The sequence below is a fragment of the Nocardioides pinisoli genome, assembly GCF_024199985.1.
GTDB classification, from domain to species: Bacteria; Actinomycetota; Actinomycetes; order Propionibacteriales; family Nocardioidaceae; genus Nocardioides; species Nocardioides pinisoli.
Window position 1 is genome coordinate 320,186 of record NZ_JANARS010000005.1, and the last position, 17,327, is coordinate 337,512.

The following is a 17,327-nucleotide window of genomic DNA, read 5'->3' on the forward strand; positions in this document are numbered from 1 at the left end:
AAGTGTCAGACTCCCCCGACAGGTCCGACGCTCAGCCCGCGAGTCGGGCGACGGCGGCATCGATGCGCTCGTCGGTCGCCGTGAACGCGACGCGTACGTGCTGGCGGCCGGCCGCGCCGTAGAACTCGCCGGGCGCCACGAGGATGCCCCGCTCGGCCATCCACGCGACGGTGTCCCAGCAGTCCTCGGCCCCTGCTTCGGTCAGACGCTGTGCCCAGAGGTAGAGCGAGGCCTCCGAGTGGTCGATGCGGAACCCCGCCGACTCGAGGGCGTCCTTCAGCTTCGCCCGGCGCGCGGCGTAGCGAGCGTGCTGCTCGTCCACGTGGGCGTCGTCGTCGAGCGCGGCGATCATCGCGCGCTGCTGGGGCCCGGGCATCTGCAGGCCGAGGTTCTTGCGGACGGCGAGCAGCTCGCCGACCAGGGCGGGGTCGCCGGCCAGGAACGCGCAGCGGTAGCCGGCGAGGTTGGAGCGCTTGGAGAGCGAGTGGACGGCGAGGATGCCGTCGAGGGAGCCGCCGTTGACCTGCGGGTCGAGGACCGACAGCGGCCGCTCGGCCGGGTCGTCGGACCACGCGCACTCGATGTAGCACTCGTCGGAGACGAGGACGGTGCCGCGCTCGCGGCACCAGTCGACGACCTTGCGGAGGTGGGCGAGCGGCAGCACCCGCCCGGTGGGGTTGGCCGGGCTGTTGAGCCACAGCAGGCGTGGGGTGCGAGGGCCGAAGGCGGTGAGCGAGTCGGTGGCCAGGCTGTCGGCGCCGGCCAGGGCGGCACCCACCTCGTAGGTCGGGTAGGCGAGGGCCGGGTAGCCGACGAGGTCGCCCGGGCCAATGCCGAGGTGGAGCGCCATCGACCCGATCAGCTCCTTGGAGCCGGTCACCGGCAGCACGCCGTCCAGCCCGAGGCCCGTCACGCCGTGCCTACGGGCCAGCCAGTCGATCGCGGCCTGGCGCGTCGCCTCGAGCCCGATGGTGGTCGGGTAGCCCGGGGAGTCGGCCGCCGCCCGCAGCGCGTCCTGGACGACGGCGGGCGTCGGGTCGACCGGCGTACCGACCGAGAGGTCACAAACCCCGTCGGGGTGCGCGCGTGCGGTCGCGGCGTAGGTCGTGAGCTTGTCCCACGGGAAGTCCGGGAGCCGGTGCGAGACCGGCTGCGACATCACTCGTCGTGCTCCTGCGGGGGCAGCGCGGCGACGAGCTCGTGGTCCTTGTCGATGACGCCCATCTTGGCGGCACCGCCGGGCGAGCCGAGGTCGTCGAAGAAGTGGACGTTGGCGTCGTAGTAGCCCTTCCACTCCTCCGGGGTGTCGTCCTCGTAGAAGATCGCCTCGACCGGGCAGACCGGCTCGCAGGCGCCGCAGTCGACGCACTCGTCAGGGTGGATGTAGAGCATCCGCTTGCCCTCGTAGATGCAGTCGACGGGGCACTCGTCGACGCACGCGCGGTCCTTGAGGTCGACGCACGGCTGGGCGATGACGTAGGTCACCAGGTCCTCCTGAAAGGCGGATGGTCGGATCGGGCTGGAGTCCTCTCACTCTAGTATCCGGCGGGTGCCCGACACGTCAGAACCCCACCCCGGCGAGACGGACGAGGCGCGCGTGGGCCGACACCGCCTCGGTCCCCACGTCGTCGGCCAGCGCGTCGTCGTGCGCCACCTGCTGCCCGACGGCCGCGCGAGCGACGTCCTCGGCACCTGTACGGCGTGGGGCGAGGACTCGCTGACCATCGACCGCGACGGCCACGGACCCGTCGTCGTGGCGCTGGCCGACGTGGTCACCGGCAAGCCGGTCCCGCCCCGGGCGTCGGTGCGCGCGCGGGTGTCGGCGCAGGAGGTCGAGGAGCATGTCGCAGCGCTGTGGGACTCGGTCACGACCGAGCCGCTGGGCCGGTGGCTGCTGCGGGCCTCTCCCCCGCACGGCGGCCGGCTGCGACGCCGGGGCAACTCCGCGCTGGCGATGCACGAGCCGGGCATCGGCTGGGCCGACGCCGCGTTCGGCGTACGTCGCTTCTACGAGGCGCTCGACCAGACCCCGACCGTGCAGGTCGAGCGCGGATCGCTGGTGGAGCGGACGCTCGCGCCGCTGGGCTTCGTGCCGATGGGCGACGGCGACGCGCACGCCCAGCTGGCCTCCGTGGCCCGGGCGCTGCGCTCGGTCCGGTCGGCCGCGCCGGACGTCCCCGCCACCCTCGACGAGCGTCCCGGGTCGGTCTCGGTGTCGGTGGGCTCGGGAGTCGCGACAGGGCGCGGGGTGCTGTCCGGGGACTGGCTGCTGGTCGAGTCGCTCGTGGTCGAGGCGGCCGCGCGGCGCCGCGGCCTGGCCACCGCCGTGCTGTCGGAGGTCCTGGACTGGGGCGCGTCGCGCGGCGCGACCACGGCCCTGCTCCACGTGGAGACGGACAACGCGGGAGCGCTCGCGCTCTACGAGCGGCACGGCTTCGTCACCCACCACACCAACCGCTACCTGGTGGCCTCGTAGCGCCGCTTTCCGTCACCTGCGGTCGTGTTGGATGGCGACGTGAGCACCGCGCAGAGGACCGCACCCGCCGCCACCGGAGCCGACCGCGGCCGCCAGGTCGTCGTGACCCTGGCCGAGGTCTTCTGCGTGATCGGGACCCTGGTCGGCGTGGGGGTCATCGGCACCCGCGTCGAGGAGTCCTCGGGCGGTGCGCTCGCCGCGGACGCCACCCTGCTGGCCCCGCTCGGCCCGGCCTTCTCGATCTGGTCGGTGGTCTACGCCGGGCTCGCCGCCTACACCGTGTGGCAGTGGCTGCCGGGCTCGACGACCGACCCGCGCGCCCGCCGCACCGGGTGGCTGGCCGCAGCCTCGATGGTGCTCAACGCGGCGTGGCTGCTCGTCACCCAGCAGGGCTGGCTGTGGGCGAGCGTGGTGGTGATCCTCGCGCTCGTGGTCGTGCTGGGGATGCTCGTGCAGCGCCTGGCCGACCTCGGACCCGCGCCGTCGCTGGTCCAGCGGGTCGTGGTCGATGGCACCTTCGGGCTCTACCTCGGCTGGGTCGCGGTGGCCACCTGCGCCAACATCACCGCCACCCTGGTCGCCGAGGACGTCGAGACCTCCACCCTCGTGGGCGAGCTCGTCGCGGCCCTCGTCATCGCCGTGGTCGTCGTGGTCGCGGCGGTCGTCGTGGCCCGGACCGGGCCGCGGTGGGCCTTCGCCGCGGCCGCCGCGTGGGGCCTGGCCTGGATCGCGGTCGGGCGGCTCACCGACGAGCCGGCCTCCACCCTGGTCGGCGTCGTCGCGGCGGTCGCCGCCGTCGCGGTGCTGGCGATCACCGCCCGCACTGCTGTCCGCGACGGTCGAGTGCGGGGCCACGCGGCGACCACGACCGCGTGAGCACTCGACTCGCGGCGACAAATCGGTCGCGCAGCATCCCCCGACCCACCTAGGGTCGTCGCGACGACCGCGGGGCCTGACACACCCCCTGCCACCGGCAGAGCAGCGGCCGTCCGCGCGTCCGGCGTCACCGACGAGAGGCCGGGCACCTCCCGAAACGGAGCCAGCCCGGCGAAGGTGTGGTGGCACCGCGACCTAGCCCCCGCCCACACCTCCAGGGCCTCATCCACCTGGAGGACATCATGAGATCGCTCTGCTCGTCGCTCGGCACCGCCGAGGCCGGTTCGACCGTCACGCTCGAGGGGTGGGTCCACCGCCGCCGCCAGCTCGCGCGCGTGACGTTCCTGGTCGTGCGCGACCGCAGCGGCCTGGCGCAGGTCGTCCTGCCCGCCGGGGCCGCCGTGCCGGCCGAGGAGACGACCGTACGCGTCACCGGGACCGCCACCCGCAACCCGCAGGCACCCGGCGGCACGGAGGTCACCGACGCGACCGTGCTCGCCCTGACCGAGGACGCCGCGACACCGCCCGCCGAGCTGTGGCGACCGGACCTCGACGTCTCGCTGCCGACGCTCCTCGACCACGCCCCGGTGCTGTGGCGACACCCGGCCCAGCGGGCGCGGTGGGAGCTCGCGGCCGCCTCCCTCCGCGGCTTCCGCGCGACCCTCGACGGCCTCGGCTTCACCGAGGTGACCACCCCGAAGATCGTCGGCACCGCGACCGAGTCGGGAGCCAAGGTCTTCCCGGTCGACTGGTTCGGGCGGGAGGCCTACCTCGCGCAGAGCCCGCAGTTCTACAAGCAGCAGCTGGTCGGGGTCTTCGAGCGGGTCTACGAGGTGGGGCCGGTCTTCCGCGCCGAGCCGCACGACACCGTGCGCCACCTGGCCGAGTACCGCTCGCTCGACGTCGAGCTCGGCTTCATCGAGGACCACCGCGACGTGCTGGCCGTGCTGCGTGACGTGCTGGCCGGCATGGTCGACGCCGTCCGGGCGGAGGAGCAGGCGGTGTCCCGCACGGGCGCGTCGCTGCCTGTCGTGCCCGACGAGGTGCCGGTCATCCACTTCAGGGACGCGCTGGCGCTCGTGGGGGCGCCGGCCGACGAGCCGGACCTCGCGCCCGAGCACGAGCGCGCCGTCAGCGCGTGGGCGCTCGCGGAGCACGGCAGCGACCTCGTCGCCGTCGAGGGCCAGCCCCTGGCGAAGCGGCCGTTCTACACGCACCCGTGGTCCCGTGACGGCGCCGGAGCGCCTGCTCGAGCGACGGAGCGGTCGTCCAACAGCTTCGACCTGCTGTTCCGCGGCCTCGAGCTGGTCACCGGCGGCCAGCGGCTGCACCGGGTGTCGGACTACGAGCGGGCGATCCGCGCGCGCGGCGAGGACCCGGCGACGTACGACGCCTACCTGCAGGCGTTCCGTCACGGGATGCCGCCGCACGGCGGGTTCGCCATCGGGCTCGAGCGCTGGGTCGGCCGGTTGGTGGGGGCGGCCAACGTGCGCGAGGTGACGCTCTTCCCGCGCGACCTCAACCGGCTGGCGCCGTAGGAGCGCTACTCGTCGACGGCGTCGGGGTTGGTGCAGATCACCGTGTCGCTGGGGGTGTAGGTCGTGCTGAAGACCTCGTCCTCACGCGTCTCGGTGTTCTCACCGACCGGCCGGAAGTAGCGCACCACGTCGATGTCGAAGCCGCCGAAGCCCTCGTTGGGGTGGCAGGTCAGCGAGTCGATGCGCCGGGTCTCGGGCTGGGTGAGGTTGTGGCGCTCACCCGTGGTGGTCGTGATGTCCCAGTGCTTCGTGGAGTACATCGTCACGGTCACCGCGCCCGAGGACGACGGCGTGGAGTCGGTGAACGAGGTGTCGATCAGCACGCCGTAGGGGGTGTCGTTGCGGAAGCGCAGGTCGACCGCGCCCCAGGCGACGGTCGCCTCGCGGCCCACCGGGTAGCGGTCGATGTAGAACGAGTGCGGCTTGTGCTCGACGTCCTCGAGACCGGCGAAGAACATCGCGTTGAACAAGGTGGTGGCCATCTGCGAGACGCCCCCGCCGAGGTCCTGCACGAGGATCCCGTCGTTGATGACGTAGCCCTTGGTGAAGCCGTTGGCCTCGGTGCGCTCGCCGACCGTGTCGTTGAGGGAGAAGGTCTCGCCCGGCTTGAGGAGCGTGCCGTCGATGACCTCCGCGGCGCGGCCGATGTTGACGTTGCGGTACTCCGCGTAGGGGAAGTAGGTGGTGAACGTCGAGACCCGCTCGCGGACCCGCAGGTCGCGGGCCTCCCTGGTGGTGAAGTCGGGCTTGGCCACCGTGGCGGTGAGGGCGAGGGTCCGCTCGCCCTGCGGCGCGGCGACGGCGGCGAGGAACCCGGCCTCGAGCTCGGCGGGGTCGAAGGTGACGCCCGGCTTGGCGGGCACGACCTGGGGGCGGCCGCCGACCAGGGCGACGGTGGCGTCGACCGGCGCGCCCTGGGTGATCTTGGCGCCGACGACCTCGTTGAGCGTGGCCGGGTCGAGCGTCGGCACCAGCTCGCCGTCGGTCGGCACGAGGGTCAGGGCGGCGGTGTAGTCGGCCGGGAACACCTTGACGTCCGATCCCTCGAACGTCAGCGTCACCGGTGCGGCGACAGCCGGGGACGCGAAGCCGTCGAGCGCCTCCTGCACGTCGGAGGCGTCGATGTCGGGCTGCACCTGGACGGTCTCGAGGGCGACGACCTCGGGGTCCTCCTCGAGGAACGCCCCCTGCAGGGCCGTCAGCGTGTCGCTCGGGTCCAGCGCCCGGCCGGCGCGGGCCTCGGTGGTGTCGATCCGCGCGCCGGTGAAGGCGATCGCCCCGTCGCGGGCCGTCGCGCCGTGCTTCTCGTCGAGACCGGCGAGGAACGTGTTGTAGGTGGCCTCGTCGACCTCGACCTCGGCGTCGAAGGCCTCGCCGCCGGTGAAGTAGTTCCAGAGCCGGACCGGGTCCCAGCTCTCCTCGCCCCCGGCCTCGGCGACGGAGGCCTCGTGGTCGACGGAGAGCCCGGCCTGGGCGGGGTCGACGGCCACCTGCTCGCCGTCGACGGTCGTCGCGATGTCGCGGGCAACCCGGTCTGCCAGCCCGGCCCGGAGCCGCTCGGCGGCCTCGTCCTGGGGGTGGCCGCCGATGCGGACGCCGGCGACGGTCGTGTTGCGCGGGACCTTGTCGCCGGCGGCGTAGTGCGCGGCGACGTAGAGCCCGCCGAACAGCACCACGAGCCCGAGGAGCAGCCACAGCACGACCTTGGCGCCCGCCCTCTCGCGGGGCTGCGCGTCACTGGTCTGGTTCTTCGGCACGCGGCGAGTCTAGGAGGGCAGGCCCCGAACTCCCGGATCCTCGCCGCGCCCTGTCTCGGGCACCGGGGGCGTACGACGTCCCGCTCCCGCGGTCGCCACGGCCGCCACCAGGAGCACGGCGGACCCGGCCAGGAACGACCACCCGACCGCGTCGGCGCCGATCAGGAAGCCGCCCCCCGGACGCTCCAGGGCGCCGCGCAGCACGGGCACGCACCAGCCCGCCGCGAAGGCCAGTCGCGGCCCTCCCGCCGGGAGCCAGGCCAGCGTCGCCAGCGCGGCGCCGAGGGCGAGCGCGAGGCCCCACCAGCGCTGGTGCACGAGGGTGCCAGCAGCCCCGGACACGAACCCGACGACCAGGGCCGCCAGCCCCAGGGCCGCCCTCGCAGCCCCGCTCACAGCCCCGCGAACAGGTCCTCCTCGAACCCGTCCGCGCCCGTCGCGCCGGGCGTGCCCTTGGCGAGGCGGTAGTACTCGTCGGACCACCACGAGTGGCCGCTCTCGGCGCCGGCGAAGAAGTGGCCGTCCGGCTCGACCTGGGTGGCGTGCTTGGCCAGGGCGTCCATCTTGCGCTGGACGGTGGCGGAGCCGTCGACCCGCGCGCTGATGAGCTCGTCGGGCGTCACGAACGGCGGCAGCTTGCCGTCGGGCTCCATCCCGGCGAACGTCTCGGTGTCGCCGGACTCGCGCAGCTGGCGCAGGCTCTCCCGCATGCGCGACTCGCTCATCGCGGTCCAGTAGATCTTCGCGACCTCGTGCGGCTCACCGAGCTCGAGCCGGTAGGACGGCACGGCCGCCAGCTGGGCGGCGTACATCGCGACGCGGTGCGCCTGGATGTGGTCGGGGTGGCCGTAGCCGCCGAACTGGTCGTAGGTGACCAGCACCTGCGGGCGGACCTCGCGGATCACCTCCACCAGCTCGTCGGCGGCCTCGGTGAGGTCGGCGTTCCAGAAGGCGTTGTCGGGGATCTCCTCGGCGGGCACGGCGTGACCCTCCTCGTGCCAGGCCATCCCGGAGTCGTGGAAGCGGCCGAAGCCGCCGAGGAAGCGGTGGTCGGTGACGCCGATGACCTTCATCGCCTCGTCGAGCTCGCCGCGGCGGTGCTCCCCCAGCCCGCCCTTCTCCTCGTAGGCGAGGTAGGAGAGCTCGGGCACGAGCACCTCGCCCATCTCGCCGGCCGTGCAGGTGACCAGGGTGACGCCCACGCCCTCGTCGACGTAGCGGGCCATGGTGGCGCCGTTGTTGATGCACTCGTCGTCGGGGTGGGCGTGGACGAGCAGCAGGCGGTGGTCGGGGCGGTGCGTCATGGAGGTCAGCCTAGGTCTGGGCGCTTGATGCGCTTGGGCGCGGTCGGCAGGTGCAACGGCGCCGGGGGGCCGCCCTGTTCCCGGGGTTCGCCGGCCGTGCCGGTCCCGTCGTCCTCGTCGAGCCACCCGTCGTGGGCGTCGACGAGCACCTCCAGCATGAAGGCGGGAGCGTCGCTCAGCACCGCCCACGGGTGGTCCTCGTCGTCGTCCTCGCCCGCCAGCCGCTCGCGCTCGAGGTGCGCCTCGAAGCCGTCGGCGCGCAGCCGGGCGACGACCGCCTGCGCCTGGTCCTCGTCGAAGAAGATCGCCCTCACGGGGGTCATTGTCCACCGGACCGGCTGGCTAGGGTCGGGGGATGTCGACCGCCTCGCAGCCGCCGTCCGTGCAAGGGGTCCACCTGCACCGCACCGACGAGAACGCCCGCGAGATCGCCGCGCTGGCCTCGGTGCTCGGTGAGCCGACCGGGCTCGACGGTCTGCTCGGCGACCTGAAGTACGCGGTGCGGCGGGCGCGGGTGCCCCGGCTGCTGGGCCGGGCGGTGCGCGAGGCCTACCGGTGGGACGACTACGACGAGCGTGACGTGCAGTGGTACCCGCAGGGCATCTCCAGCAGTGCCGACGCCTCCGACACCGAGGCCTTCCAGACCGACGCCGGCGCCGGCCGCCGGATCGTGGTGACGACCTGGTACTCCACCGGCCGCGACGGCGTGAAGCGCGGCTCCCGGGTGACCTTCGTCGACCTCGACTCCGGTACCTACCGCCACGTGCTGCTGGTCTCCCCTGTCCTCGACGAGGCGGGCAACCTCACGCTGAGGCCGATGAGCATCCACGCCGGCGGCATCGTCTGGGCCGGGCCCTACCTCCACATCGCCGCGACCAGCCGCGGCTTCGTGACCGCCCGGGTCGACGACATCATGCGGGTGGCCGGTGACGACGACCACCCGGACCGGTTCGGCGTCGAGGGCACCTCGGTCCACTCCTACGGCCACCGCTACGTGCTGCCGGTGCGCTTCACCTACCGGGCCGCCACCGACGAGGGCCACGAGAAGCTGCGCTACTCCTTCCTGTCGCTCGACCGGCGCTCCGAGCCCCCGGCGCTCCTGGCGGGTGAGTACGCCCTCGACCCCGACGCCACGACCCGGCTCGCGCGCTACGAGCTCGACCCCGCGACCTGGCAGCTCGCCACCGGCGACGACGGGTTCTCCCGCCCGCTGGCGATCGACGAGGGCGGCGTACGACGGATGCAGGGCGTCGTCGTGGCCGCGGACCGCTACCACGTCACGGTCTCCAACGGCCGGTGGATGCCCGGGAGCGTGTTCGCCGGGCGGCCCGGCTCGATGCGGGAGCGACGCTGGGCGCTGCCGATGGGTCCGGAGGACCTGACCTACTGGCCCTCCACCGACCGGATCTGGTCGGTCACCGAGCACCCCCGCCGCCGCTGGATCGTGGCCATGGACCGTGGCTGGTTCGACTGAGCTCAGGAGCGTGGCTGCAGGGCCAGCTGGCGGCTCTGGGCGACGAGGCGGCCGGCGGAGTCCCAGACCTCGCAGTCCTCCTCGAACATCCCGCCCGCGACGTTGCGGGTGCGGTGCGAGACCTTGAGCCAGCCGGGCGCGGGGACGGCGCGGACGTGGACGGTCAGCTCGAGCGTCGGCGCCCAGCCCGGCCGGCCGAGGTCGAAGGTGACCGGAGGCAGGGCGTCGCACACCATCAGCAGGCCGACGGGGTCCACGTCGTGGCCGTCGGCCATCCGGAACCAGGCCTGGATGTGACCGTTGCCGCTCGGGGCGCCCACCGCCCACCCGACGCAGGCGGGGTCGAAGCGCAGGTCGAAGCGCTCGAGCAGCGGGGCCGCCCGGCGGACGTCCTCCGGCGCGAGGGAGGCCGCGACGCACTCCTCGACCGGTGGCAGGGTCGGCTCCTCGGCCGTGGTGGCCACGTCGGTGGGCATCGCCCGCAGGTCGCCGTACGTCGCCAGCGCGGTGATGCGCGTGGCACCCTCCTGGCCGAGCTCGGCCGCCACGGTCGCGACCGAGCCGCCGTCACGCAGCACCCGGGTGGAGACCTGGGCGGGCCCGGGCCTCGAGGCCGAGAGGTAGTAGGCGCTGACGGCGAGGGGGTGCGGCTTCGCGGGCAGAGTCTCCGCGACCGCGCGGCCGAGGACGCCGAGGAGGTAGCCACCGTTGACGCCGCCGCCGACCACCCAGCCCGGGTCGAGGTGGGCGCCGAAGAGGCCGTCGCCGGCGGCGGTCAGGGAGGTGTGGGTGTCCCACTCGGAGGCCATCCCCCGAGCGTAGGTCCGCCCCCGGTCAGCGCGCGCGGAGCCAGTCGGTGACCTGCGGCACACCGTCGGCCCAGCCCAGCTCGGCGGCGTAGAGCGCCCGCTGCCCGCGCTGCCGCGGCTTGTGGTCCCACTTCCCCGAGCCGACGCACGGGAGCGTGGTGCCCCGGCACGTCCAACCGTGCAGGAACATCGCGAGCTCGCCGTCGCGCCGCTCGACCAGGTCGGCGCCGCCCGGACCGCAGAGGCCGGTGGTCGTGGTGTCCAGGAACACCCCGCCCACGGCCGCTGACCAGTCGAGCAGCGCGACCGACCGCCGCCAGGTCGTCGCGTAGCCGCAGCGCGTCCAGTCGCCCTCGGACGCCAGCAGCACGTAGCCCTCCGGGCGCACGGTGAGCACGGGGTTCTCCAGGACGCCCTCGGAGCGGAGCAGCTCCAGGCTCGTCGCCCCGGACTTCACCGACTGGCCGTCGCGCGTCAGCGCCACGACGCGGATGGTGGAGGGGATCCGGTCGGTCTTGTAGAGCAGGTAGGACGACCCGTCGACGTCGCGGAAGAAGGACGGGTCGATCACGCCGGCGCGCGGGAGCGTCGGGTCGCGCGGCAGCAGCGGGTCCTGCGCGGTCGGCGTGCCGGCGTACGACGGGCACACCAGAGGAGCGCTCCCCACGGGCCGGAACGGACCGCGCGCGGCGCGCGATCGGGCCACGCCGATGCAGCGGCCGTGCTCACCCATCCCCTTCACCGGGGTGGCGTAGTAGAGCAGCCAGCGGCCCCGGACGCGCGCGACGTCCACCGCCCACACCCCGCCCTCGCGCGACCAGGACGGCTTGTGCGTCAGCAGGCTCGGCCCGCGCCGCCACGGGCCGTCGGGCTGCCGGGACCACGCGTGCGGGACCAGGTCGCCGGTGGCATAGGCGACCAGCCCGCCGGGCGCGGCGACGACCGCGGGGTCGGGGAAGTCCACGTTGAGCACCGGGCGCGGCACCCACTCCTCGGCGGACGCGGGACGGGCCAGCGACAGCACGGTCGCGGCGAGCAGCAGCACGAGCAGGCGCGCTGCTCCTCGGTTCGGCACCGGGGGAACCTACCCCGGCGTCGGCTCACGCGGGCAACATCCGGCGCAGTGCCTCGACGCTCCAGTGCGGCGCGACCCCGCCGGCTGCCGCCAGGTAGGCGACCCGCGCGTCGGCGTCCAGCCCGAACCCGTCCGCGAGTCCTTCGAGCATCGTGCGGACGTAGGCCGCGGACGGGGCGTTGGCAGCAGGGAGGCTCGTGCCCGTGAGGGTGAGCATGCGGTGCCCGTCGAGCTCGCCCAGGTCGAGGAGGACGTCGTAGGTGCGCGAGAGCCCGTGACGGGTCGGACCGTCGACGGCGAGCACCAGGTCCGTCCCGACCGGGCGTCGTGCCTCCTGTGCGACCAGGTCGCCGAGCTGCTGGAGGCGCAGCAGGTAGGCGCGGGCATGCACGACGTCCCCGCCGTCGACGGCGAAGAAGGCCATCCCGCCGCCCCACACCCCCGACTCGCCGGCGAAGGACAGGCGACCGGCCAGCTCGACGGGCCGGTGGTCGCGGGGCGGGGACGTGTCGCGGCACCCGTCGTAGTGGCGGGCGGCTCCGGACGGGCGGCCGCCGGAGACGTAGCAGCGCAGCCGCGCCGTCGACAGGTTGGTGCCGTAGGCGGCGTACCAGACGTAGGTCTCCGGGTCCGTCACGTGGGCAGGGTCCCCGGCACCCGGGCCAGCGCGGCCTCCTCCAGCAGCGCCTCCGTGGCGTCCTGGTAGGTCTGCCAGGCCTGCTCGGGGCTGTCGCCGATCGCCGTCATGCCGAGCCGGCCGCACTCGGTGACGCAGCTGAGCATGTGGAACACGACGCCCGTCTTGTGGGAGTGGTCGAAGTGCAGGCGCCTGCGCACGACGACGTCGAACACGTCGCGCGGGGTGAGCGCCTTGAGACGGTCGTCCTCGAGGTGGTCGGTCGCGACGAGGAACTTGGGGGCACCGGACGCCGTGCGGTAGAGCCCGGCGTCGCCGTCGTACTCCCCACCGACGAGGAACTGCAGGGTGAGGAAGGGGTGCGTCGTGCCGCCCTTGCGGAGGTTGAGCTCGATCGCGTAGGCGGTCCAGTCGTCGGCGCCGTCGCGGACGGCGACGAAGTCCACGGCGAAGCGGCCCAGCACGCCGCGCTGGGCGAGGTCGCGCCCGACGGCCATGGCCGGCTCGGTGATCAGGCGGGAGTACGCCGGGTCGGCGGGGAACACGCACCCGAGGTACTGCTGCCCGCTCGCTCCCCCGAGCAGCTGGTCGTGGGTCGAGAGGAGCTCGACGGTCCGGTCGGGCAGCACCCGCATCTGCACGCTCGGGCTGGTGAGGGCCGTGCCCGTGATCCGCTCCTCGACCACGCCGCCGAGGCGCTCGAAGGCGGCGAGGAACCCGTCCACGTCGAGGTCCGGCGCCTCGGGCCGCAGCTCGCGGATCCTGGCGCGCAGGGCCGGCGCCTCACCGGGGTCGCCGCGGACGGGCAGGCCGGAGAGGTCGACCAGCGCGTTGCCCGACCCCGACACGCCCTCGTCGGTCTTCACGATCACCTCCGCCAGGGTCGGCCGGTCGGCCCGCATCGCCGCGACGGCCGTCACCAGGTCGTCCACGGTCCGGAGGCCCTCGGCCCCGACCGGCGCGTCGACACCGACCTCCGCGAACAGCCGACGACAGCCGGACTTGCTGCCCAGCGGCGCGAGGCGCGGGTCGGAGCCGTACATCGGGATGCCCAGGCTGATCGCGACGTCACGCTCGAGCTCGGTCGTGGTGTAGGGGATCAGATGGCTGACCGACCGGTCGGGGATCAGCTCGCGGATGCGACGGAGCACGCGCGGCCGGTCGAGCACCTTCTGGCTCAGCGGTCGCGTCGACGCGTCGCCGACCGACACCAGCCGCAGCCGGCGGCGCGCGTTGCTGGGGATGACCCCGGGCAGCAGCCCGAGGTAGTAGTCGACGATCTCGTCGGCGATGGGCGAGGAGGTGACGTAGACGAGGGTCAGCATCGGCTGCCGCAGGAGCAGCAGCTGGAACAGCGCGCGCTCCTCCATCGCCTGCATCAGCGTCCCGCTCGACGCCGTCGTGCGCTCGAGGCTGATGGACGGCACGACGACCGCGGACTCCTCGGGGCGATCGCGTCGCATGACGTTCCACACCTCCGGCAGGTGCTGCTGAAAATGGTCGAAGAGGGCGTAGCGCTGCTCCTCGTCCAGGTCCGCCAGGGTCGCCGCCGTCTCGTCCATCCGGGTGTCCACCCGCCTACCCACCCGTCGTCTCCAGCACGTCGTGCACCCGCACGGGCCGGCTGAATCCCTTGGGCCGGACGTCGCCGACCACGTCGGCGGCGACCTGCTCCTCGACCTGGGCCAGCACCCGGTCCGTGACCAGCACCTGCCACGGACCGGCGTCGGAGCACAGCCGGGCCGCGAGGTTGGTCACGCTGCCGATGGCCGCGTAGTCCGAGCGGCCGGGATAGCCGATCTGGCCGAGCGTCGCGAACCCCTGGGCCACGCCGACCCCCAGCGAGAGGTCGTGCCCCCTGCGCGCCCAGCCGGCGGCGAGGCGTCGTACGTCCTCGCGCACCGCCACCGCCATCGCGATCGCCGCGCCGGCCGGGTCGGGCACCGGGACGGGGTCGTTGAAGAAGACCATCACGCCGTCGCCGGTGAACCGTTCGAGCGTCCCGCCGTGCTCCTCGATCCGTGCCCCCAGCGCCAGGTGGAACTCGCCGAGCACGTGCATGACCTCCTCCGGCTCGGAGGCCTCGGCGAAGGAGGTGAAGCCGCGGAAGTCGCAGAAGACGACGACGATCTCGCGGCGGTGGCTGGCCAGGAGTCCCTCGTCGTTGACGACGACGTCGGCGAGCTGCGGTGACAGGAAGCGGCGCAACCGTCCCATGCGCTCGATCTCCTCGACCTGGGCGACCACCCGGGCCTCGAGCTCGCGGTTCCAGGCCGCGATCTCGTCGGCCTGACGACGCACGGTGTCGTGGTAGCCCTTGATCCGCGCGAGCGAGCGGACCCGGGCCAGCAGCTCGGACTGGTCGAAGGGCTTGGTGATGAAGTCGTCGGCGCCGGCCTCGAGTCCCTCGAGGCGCTGCGCGCCGCCGCCGGCGGTGATCATCACGACCGGGAGGAACTCCGTGCGCGGGTCCTGCCGGATCCGGCGGCACACCTCGCACCCGTCCATCCCGGGCATCTGCACGTCGAGCAGCACGACGTCGACGGGCGTCGCTGCGAGCAGGTCGAGGGCCTGCTGGCCGCTCGAGGCGGTGCGCACCTCGAAGCCACGCGGCGAGAGCACCGCGTCGAGGAGGCGCAGGTTGGCCGGCTGGTCGTCGACCGCGAGCACGGTCCGTCCGGTCACGGTGCACCCCTGGCGAGGAAGCGCTCCACCTGCCCGGGGAGCGACCGCGCACTGATCGGCTTCTCGAGGTAGCCGTCGAACCCCGTGCTGCGCGCGCGGTCGCGGTCCTCGGCCATCGCCAGGGCCGTCACGGCCACGACGGGCACGCCGTCGGGCAGGACGCCGTCGCGCAGGCGACGAAGCGTCTCGTGGCCGTCGATCCCGGGGAGCTGCAGGTCGAGCAGCACGAGGTCGGGTGGCTCGCTGACCGCCGACGCGACGCCCAGCTCGCCCGTGGCCGCCGCCGTCACGTCGTAGCCGGCGTGCTCGAGGACGTCGCGCACCAGCTTGAGGTTGAGCGCGTTGTCCTCGACCACCAGGACCTTGGGGCTCACGGGACACCACCGCCCACCGCGTCGAGGTCCGAGCCGAGCCCGGGGACGCCCAGCGCCTCCAGGAGGTCCTCGCGCCGCACCGGCTTCAGCAGGTACGCCGACGCCCCGAGCCGCAGGCCGCGCTGCCGCTCGTCGACGATCGACACCACCACCACGGGGATGGACCGGGTGGCCGGGTCCGCCTTGAGCCGGGTCAGCACCTCCCAGCCGTCCATGCGCGGCAGCCGGATGTCCAGCACGACCGCCACCGGGCTCGCCGTGCGGGCGAGGGCGAGCGCCTCGAGGCCGTCGTGCGCGCGCAGGGCCTGCACGGGGGTGGCCGAGAGGTAGGCGGTCATCAGGTCCAGCGAGGCGCGGTCGTCGTCGACGAGGAGGACGGTGCGCCCACCACCGCCGGCGTCCCCGTCCGCGGCCTCGACGCGCGGCAGCGGCACCCGGAGGCCGAAGGTGCTCCCGCCGGCGTCCGACTGGGGCTCGAGCCACAGGGTCCCCCCGAAGAGGGCGACGATGCGACGCGACAGGGTGAGCCCGAGGCCGGTGCCCTCCTCCTGGGGCGCGTTCCGACGGCCCTGCTGGAAGGACTCGAAGATGCGCTCCCGGTCCTCCGGCGGCACGCCGACGCCGGTGTCCGTCACCCGGATGAGCACGTCGCCCTCGTCGCGCTCGGCCCGGACGTCGACGCGCCCGCCGTCGTGGGTGAACTTCACCGCGTTGGACACCAGGTTGAGCACCACCTGCTTGAGCCGCAGCTCGTCCCCCCACACGATCCCGACGTCGTCCGCCACCTCCAGGCCGAGCTCGATGCGGTGGGCCGCGGCCCGCTCACGCACGAGGGACAGGACGTAGTCCAGGCAGGCCTGCACCGAGACCAGGCTCGGCTCGAGGACCATGCGTCCCGCCTCCACCTTGGAGAGGTCGAGGATCTCGTTGAGGAGCTCGAGGAGGTGCTTGCCCGACGCCCAGATGTCGCGGAGGTACTCCTCCTGGCGCTCGTTGAGGTCCCCGAACAGCCGGTCGAGGAGGACCTCCGAGAACCCGATGACCGCGTTGAGCGGGGTCCGGAGCTCGTGGGACATGCTCGCGAGGAACTCCGACTTGTGCCGGCTCGCCACCTCGAGCTCGGCGCGCTTGGTGTCGAGCTCGCCGAAGAGGCGCGCGTTGACGATGGCGAGGCCCGACTGGTTGGCGAAGGTCTGCAGCAGCTCGGGGGTCTCGGCGTCGAAGCCCCCGCGCGAGCGGCGCCTGATGACCAGCGCGCCGACCAGCTGGTCGCGCCGGACCAGGGGCACGGCCAGCAGCGAGCGCCAGCCGTCGGCGTGGAGCACGTCGAGGTGCTCGTCGCGGGGCATCGCACCGAGGTCGGTGACCTGGAGGGTGGTGCGCTCGGCCGCCGAGCGACCGACCGCCGAGGTGGCCCGCGCGATGCGGAGCTCACGCAGCCGAGCGGTCAGCTCCTCGGTGCCACCGGCCGTGGCCCGCACCCGGAAGCAGTCCTCGGCGGTGTCGTACTCCATGATCGAGCCGCCGTCGGCGCCGGTGAGCCGTACGGCGCCGCTGACGATCTCGCCGAGGACCTCCTCCAGGTCCAGGCTCGAGCTCACCGCCTCACCGATCTCGCGCAGGACCTCGAGCTGGCTGACCTTGGTGGCCAGCTCCTGGCTGCGGGTCTCGAGCGCAGCGACGAGCTCGACCTGCCGCAGGACGATCGCCGCCTGGGAGGCGAAGGTGCTGAGCAGGTCCACCTCCCCCTCGTCGAAGGGACGCGCCTCGGTGCGCCAGACCGACAGGATGCCGATCACCTCGCCGTCGAGGATCATGGGCGCCGACATCAGCGTCCGATAGCCGGCGAGGTGCTGGAGATCGTGGCGACCGTAGTCGGGGTCCTCGAGCACGTCCTGGATCTGTTGGGTCCGCCGGTCCTGCGCCACGCGCCCCAGGAGGCTGTCGCGGGTCATGGCGACCGGGTGCTCCTCGACGTAGTGGACGAAGTCCGCGGAGACCTCCCCGGAGACGCGGGACAACCGGAACTCGTCGCCCTCCACCAGGTAGAGCTGACCGGCCCGGGCCCGGCACATCCTGACGGCACGCTCGATGATGGTGTCGAGGATCTTCCCCGGCTCGGCACCCGCACGTCCGAGGGCCTCGAGGATCTCCCGCGTCGCGGACGCCTGCTCCTGGGCGTCGACCAGCCTGCGGTGCACGTGCGCACCGCTGCCGGTTCCCGTCGTCGGGCCTTCCTCCATGGCACCGTCCCTGCAGCCCCCCCGCGCTTTCGAGTGTGCTCCCGCCGTCGTGGGCCAGCAAGCCCCCAATTGGGGATGG

The 17,327-nt window shown here is 73.5% G+C and carries 17 protein-coding genes; 4 read left to right on the plus strand and 13 right to left on the minus strand.

Annotation, left to right across the window (positions count from 1 at the left end):
* Positions 1-31 precede the first annotated feature (31 nt).
* Positions 32-1,159 (minus strand): succinyldiaminopimelate transaminase, encoded by a 1,128-nt coding sequence (gene dapC / locus NCI01_RS13365; protein WP_254181977.1) that lies wholly within the window; start codon positions 1,157-1,159, stop codon positions 32-34.
* Positions 1,159-1,485, minus strand: a complete 327-nt coding sequence (fdxA, locus tag NCI01_RS13370) for a ferredoxin (protein ID WP_056604759.1) — start codon at positions 1,483-1,485, stop codon at positions 1,159-1,161. Before fdxA ends, dapC begins: the two co-directional genes overlap by 1 nt.
* Positions 1,486-1,549: 64 nt before the next feature.
* Here fdxA and NCI01_RS22770 point away from each other — a divergent pair, with 64 nt between their 5' ends.
* From NCI01_RS22770 to aspS, 3 genes are all read left to right on the plus strand, one after another.
* Positions 1,550-2,476 carry a GNAT family N-acetyltransferase gene (locus tag NCI01_RS22770; protein WP_254181978.1) on the plus strand — a complete coding sequence of 309 codons (927 nt, stop codon included), beginning with the start codon at positions 1,550-1,552 and terminating at the stop codon, positions 2,474-2,476.
* Positions 2,477-2,515: 39 nt separating this feature from the next.
* A complete protein-coding gene (locus tag NCI01_RS13380; RefSeq protein ID WP_254181979.1) occupies positions 2,516-3,352 on the plus strand; it encodes a TspO-related membrane protein in 837 nt (278 codons plus the stop codon).
* 242 nt (positions 3,353-3,594) lie between these two features.
* The gene (gene aspS, locus NCI01_RS13385) at positions 3,595-4,890 is read left to right on the plus strand and encodes an aspartate--tRNA(Asn) ligase (RefSeq protein ID WP_254181980.1); all 1,296 of its coding nucleotides are present in this window, start codon (positions 3,595-3,597) and stop codon (positions 4,888-4,890) included.
* A gap of 5 nt (positions 4,891-4,895) precedes the next feature.
* Here the strand turns inward: aspS and NCI01_RS13390 are convergent, their stop codons facing one another.
* From NCI01_RS13390 to NCI01_RS13405, 4 genes are read right to left on the minus strand one after another with little or no spacing between them, the layout of a single operon-like run.
* Positions 4,896-6,647, minus strand: a complete 1,752-nt coding sequence (locus tag NCI01_RS13390; RefSeq protein WP_254181981.1) for a VanW family protein — start codon at positions 6,645-6,647, stop codon at positions 4,896-4,898.
* Between the two features lie 9 nt (positions 6,648-6,656).
* Entirely contained in the window at positions 6,657-7,043 is a 387-nt protein-coding gene (locus NCI01_RS13395; RefSeq protein ID WP_254181982.1) for a hypothetical protein, read from the minus strand.
* Positions 7,040-7,951, minus strand: a complete 912-nt coding sequence (gene mshB / locus NCI01_RS13400; RefSeq protein ID WP_254181983.1) for an N-acetyl-1-D-myo-inositol-2-amino-2-deoxy-alpha-D-glucopyranoside deacetylase — start codon at positions 7,949-7,951, stop codon at positions 7,040-7,042. The genes NCI01_RS13395 and mshB overlap by 4 nt, the downstream gene beginning before the upstream one ends.
* A 5-nt stretch (positions 7,952-7,956) precedes the next feature.
* Entirely contained in the window at positions 7,957-8,265 is a 309-nt protein-coding gene (locus NCI01_RS13405) for a hypothetical protein (RefSeq protein ID WP_254181984.1), read from the minus strand.
* Positions 8,266-8,306: 41 nt separating this feature from the next.
* Here NCI01_RS13405 and NCI01_RS13410 point away from each other — a divergent pair, with 41 nt between their 5' ends.
* Entirely contained in the window at positions 8,307-9,425 is a 1,119-nt protein-coding gene (locus NCI01_RS13410) for a hypothetical protein (protein WP_254181985.1), read from the plus strand.
* Positions 9,426-9,427: 2 nt separating this feature from the next.
* Here the strand turns inward: NCI01_RS13410 and NCI01_RS13415 are convergent, their stop codons facing one another.
* The 7 genes from NCI01_RS13415 to NCI01_RS13445 are packed head-to-tail and all read right to left on the minus strand — an operon-like array spanning position 9,428 to position 17,248.
* Positions 9,428-10,234 carry a thioesterase family protein gene (locus NCI01_RS13415; RefSeq protein ID WP_254181986.1) on the minus strand — a complete coding sequence of 269 codons (807 nt, stop codon included), beginning with the start codon at positions 10,232-10,234 and terminating at the stop codon, positions 9,428-9,430.
* Between the two features lie 25 nt (positions 10,235-10,259).
* Complete coding sequence (locus NCI01_RS13420) at positions 10,260-11,309, minus strand: family 43 glycosylhydrolase (RefSeq protein WP_254181987.1); 1,050 nt, start codon at positions 11,307-11,309, stop codon at positions 10,260-10,262.
* 25 nt (positions 11,310-11,334) lie between these two features.
* Entirely contained in the window at positions 11,335-11,946 is a 612-nt protein-coding gene (locus NCI01_RS13425) for a histone deacetylase (protein ID WP_254181988.1), read from the minus strand.
* Positions 11,943-13,520 carry a peptide ligase PGM1-related protein gene (locus tag NCI01_RS22775; protein WP_254181989.1) on the minus strand — a complete coding sequence of 526 codons (1,578 nt, stop codon included), beginning with the start codon at positions 13,518-13,520 and terminating at the stop codon, positions 11,943-11,945. The genes NCI01_RS13425 and NCI01_RS22775 overlap by 4 nt, the downstream gene beginning before the upstream one ends.
* A 4-nt stretch (positions 13,521-13,524) precedes the next feature.
* Positions 13,525-14,631: a response regulator gene (locus tag NCI01_RS22780; protein WP_254181990.1), complete on the minus strand. Its 1,107-nt coding sequence runs from the start codon at positions 14,629-14,631 to the stop codon at positions 13,525-13,527.
* Positions 14,628-15,005, minus strand: a complete 378-nt coding sequence (locus NCI01_RS13440; protein ID WP_254181991.1) for a response regulator — start codon at positions 15,003-15,005, stop codon at positions 14,628-14,630. The genes NCI01_RS22780 and NCI01_RS13440 overlap by 4 nt, the downstream gene beginning before the upstream one ends.
* Positions 15,002-17,248, minus strand: coding sequence for a hybrid sensor histidine kinase/response regulator (locus NCI01_RS13445; protein ID WP_254181992.1), 2,247 nt, complete (start codon positions 17,246-17,248; stop codon positions 15,002-15,004). The genes NCI01_RS13440 and NCI01_RS13445 overlap by 4 nt, the downstream gene beginning before the upstream one ends.
* Positions 17,249-17,327: the final 79 nt, after the last annotated feature.

Coding starts and splice junctions, on each gene's coding strand:
- aspS (WP_254181980.1), top strand. CDS start 3,595: ATGAGATCGCTCTGCTCGTCGCTCGGCACCGCCGAGGCCGGTTCGACC.
- mshB (WP_254181983.1), bottom strand. CDS start 7,951: ATGACGCACCGCCCCGACCACCGCCTGCTGCTCGTCCACGCCCACCCC.
- NCI01_RS13410 (WP_254181985.1), top strand. CDS start 8,307: ATGTCGACCGCCTCGCAGCCGCCGTCCGTGCAAGGGGTCCACCTGCAC.
- NCI01_RS13445 (WP_254181992.1), bottom strand. CDS start 17,248: ATGGAGGAAGGCCCGACGACGGGAACCGGCAGCGGTGCGCACGTGCAC.
- dapC (WP_254181977.1), bottom strand. CDS start 1,159: ATGTCGCAGCCGGTCTCGCACCGGCTCCCGGACTTCCCGTGGGACAAG.
- NCI01_RS13415 (WP_254181986.1), bottom strand. CDS start 10,234: ATGGCCTCCGAGTGGGACACCCACACCTCCCTGACCGCCGCCGGCGAC.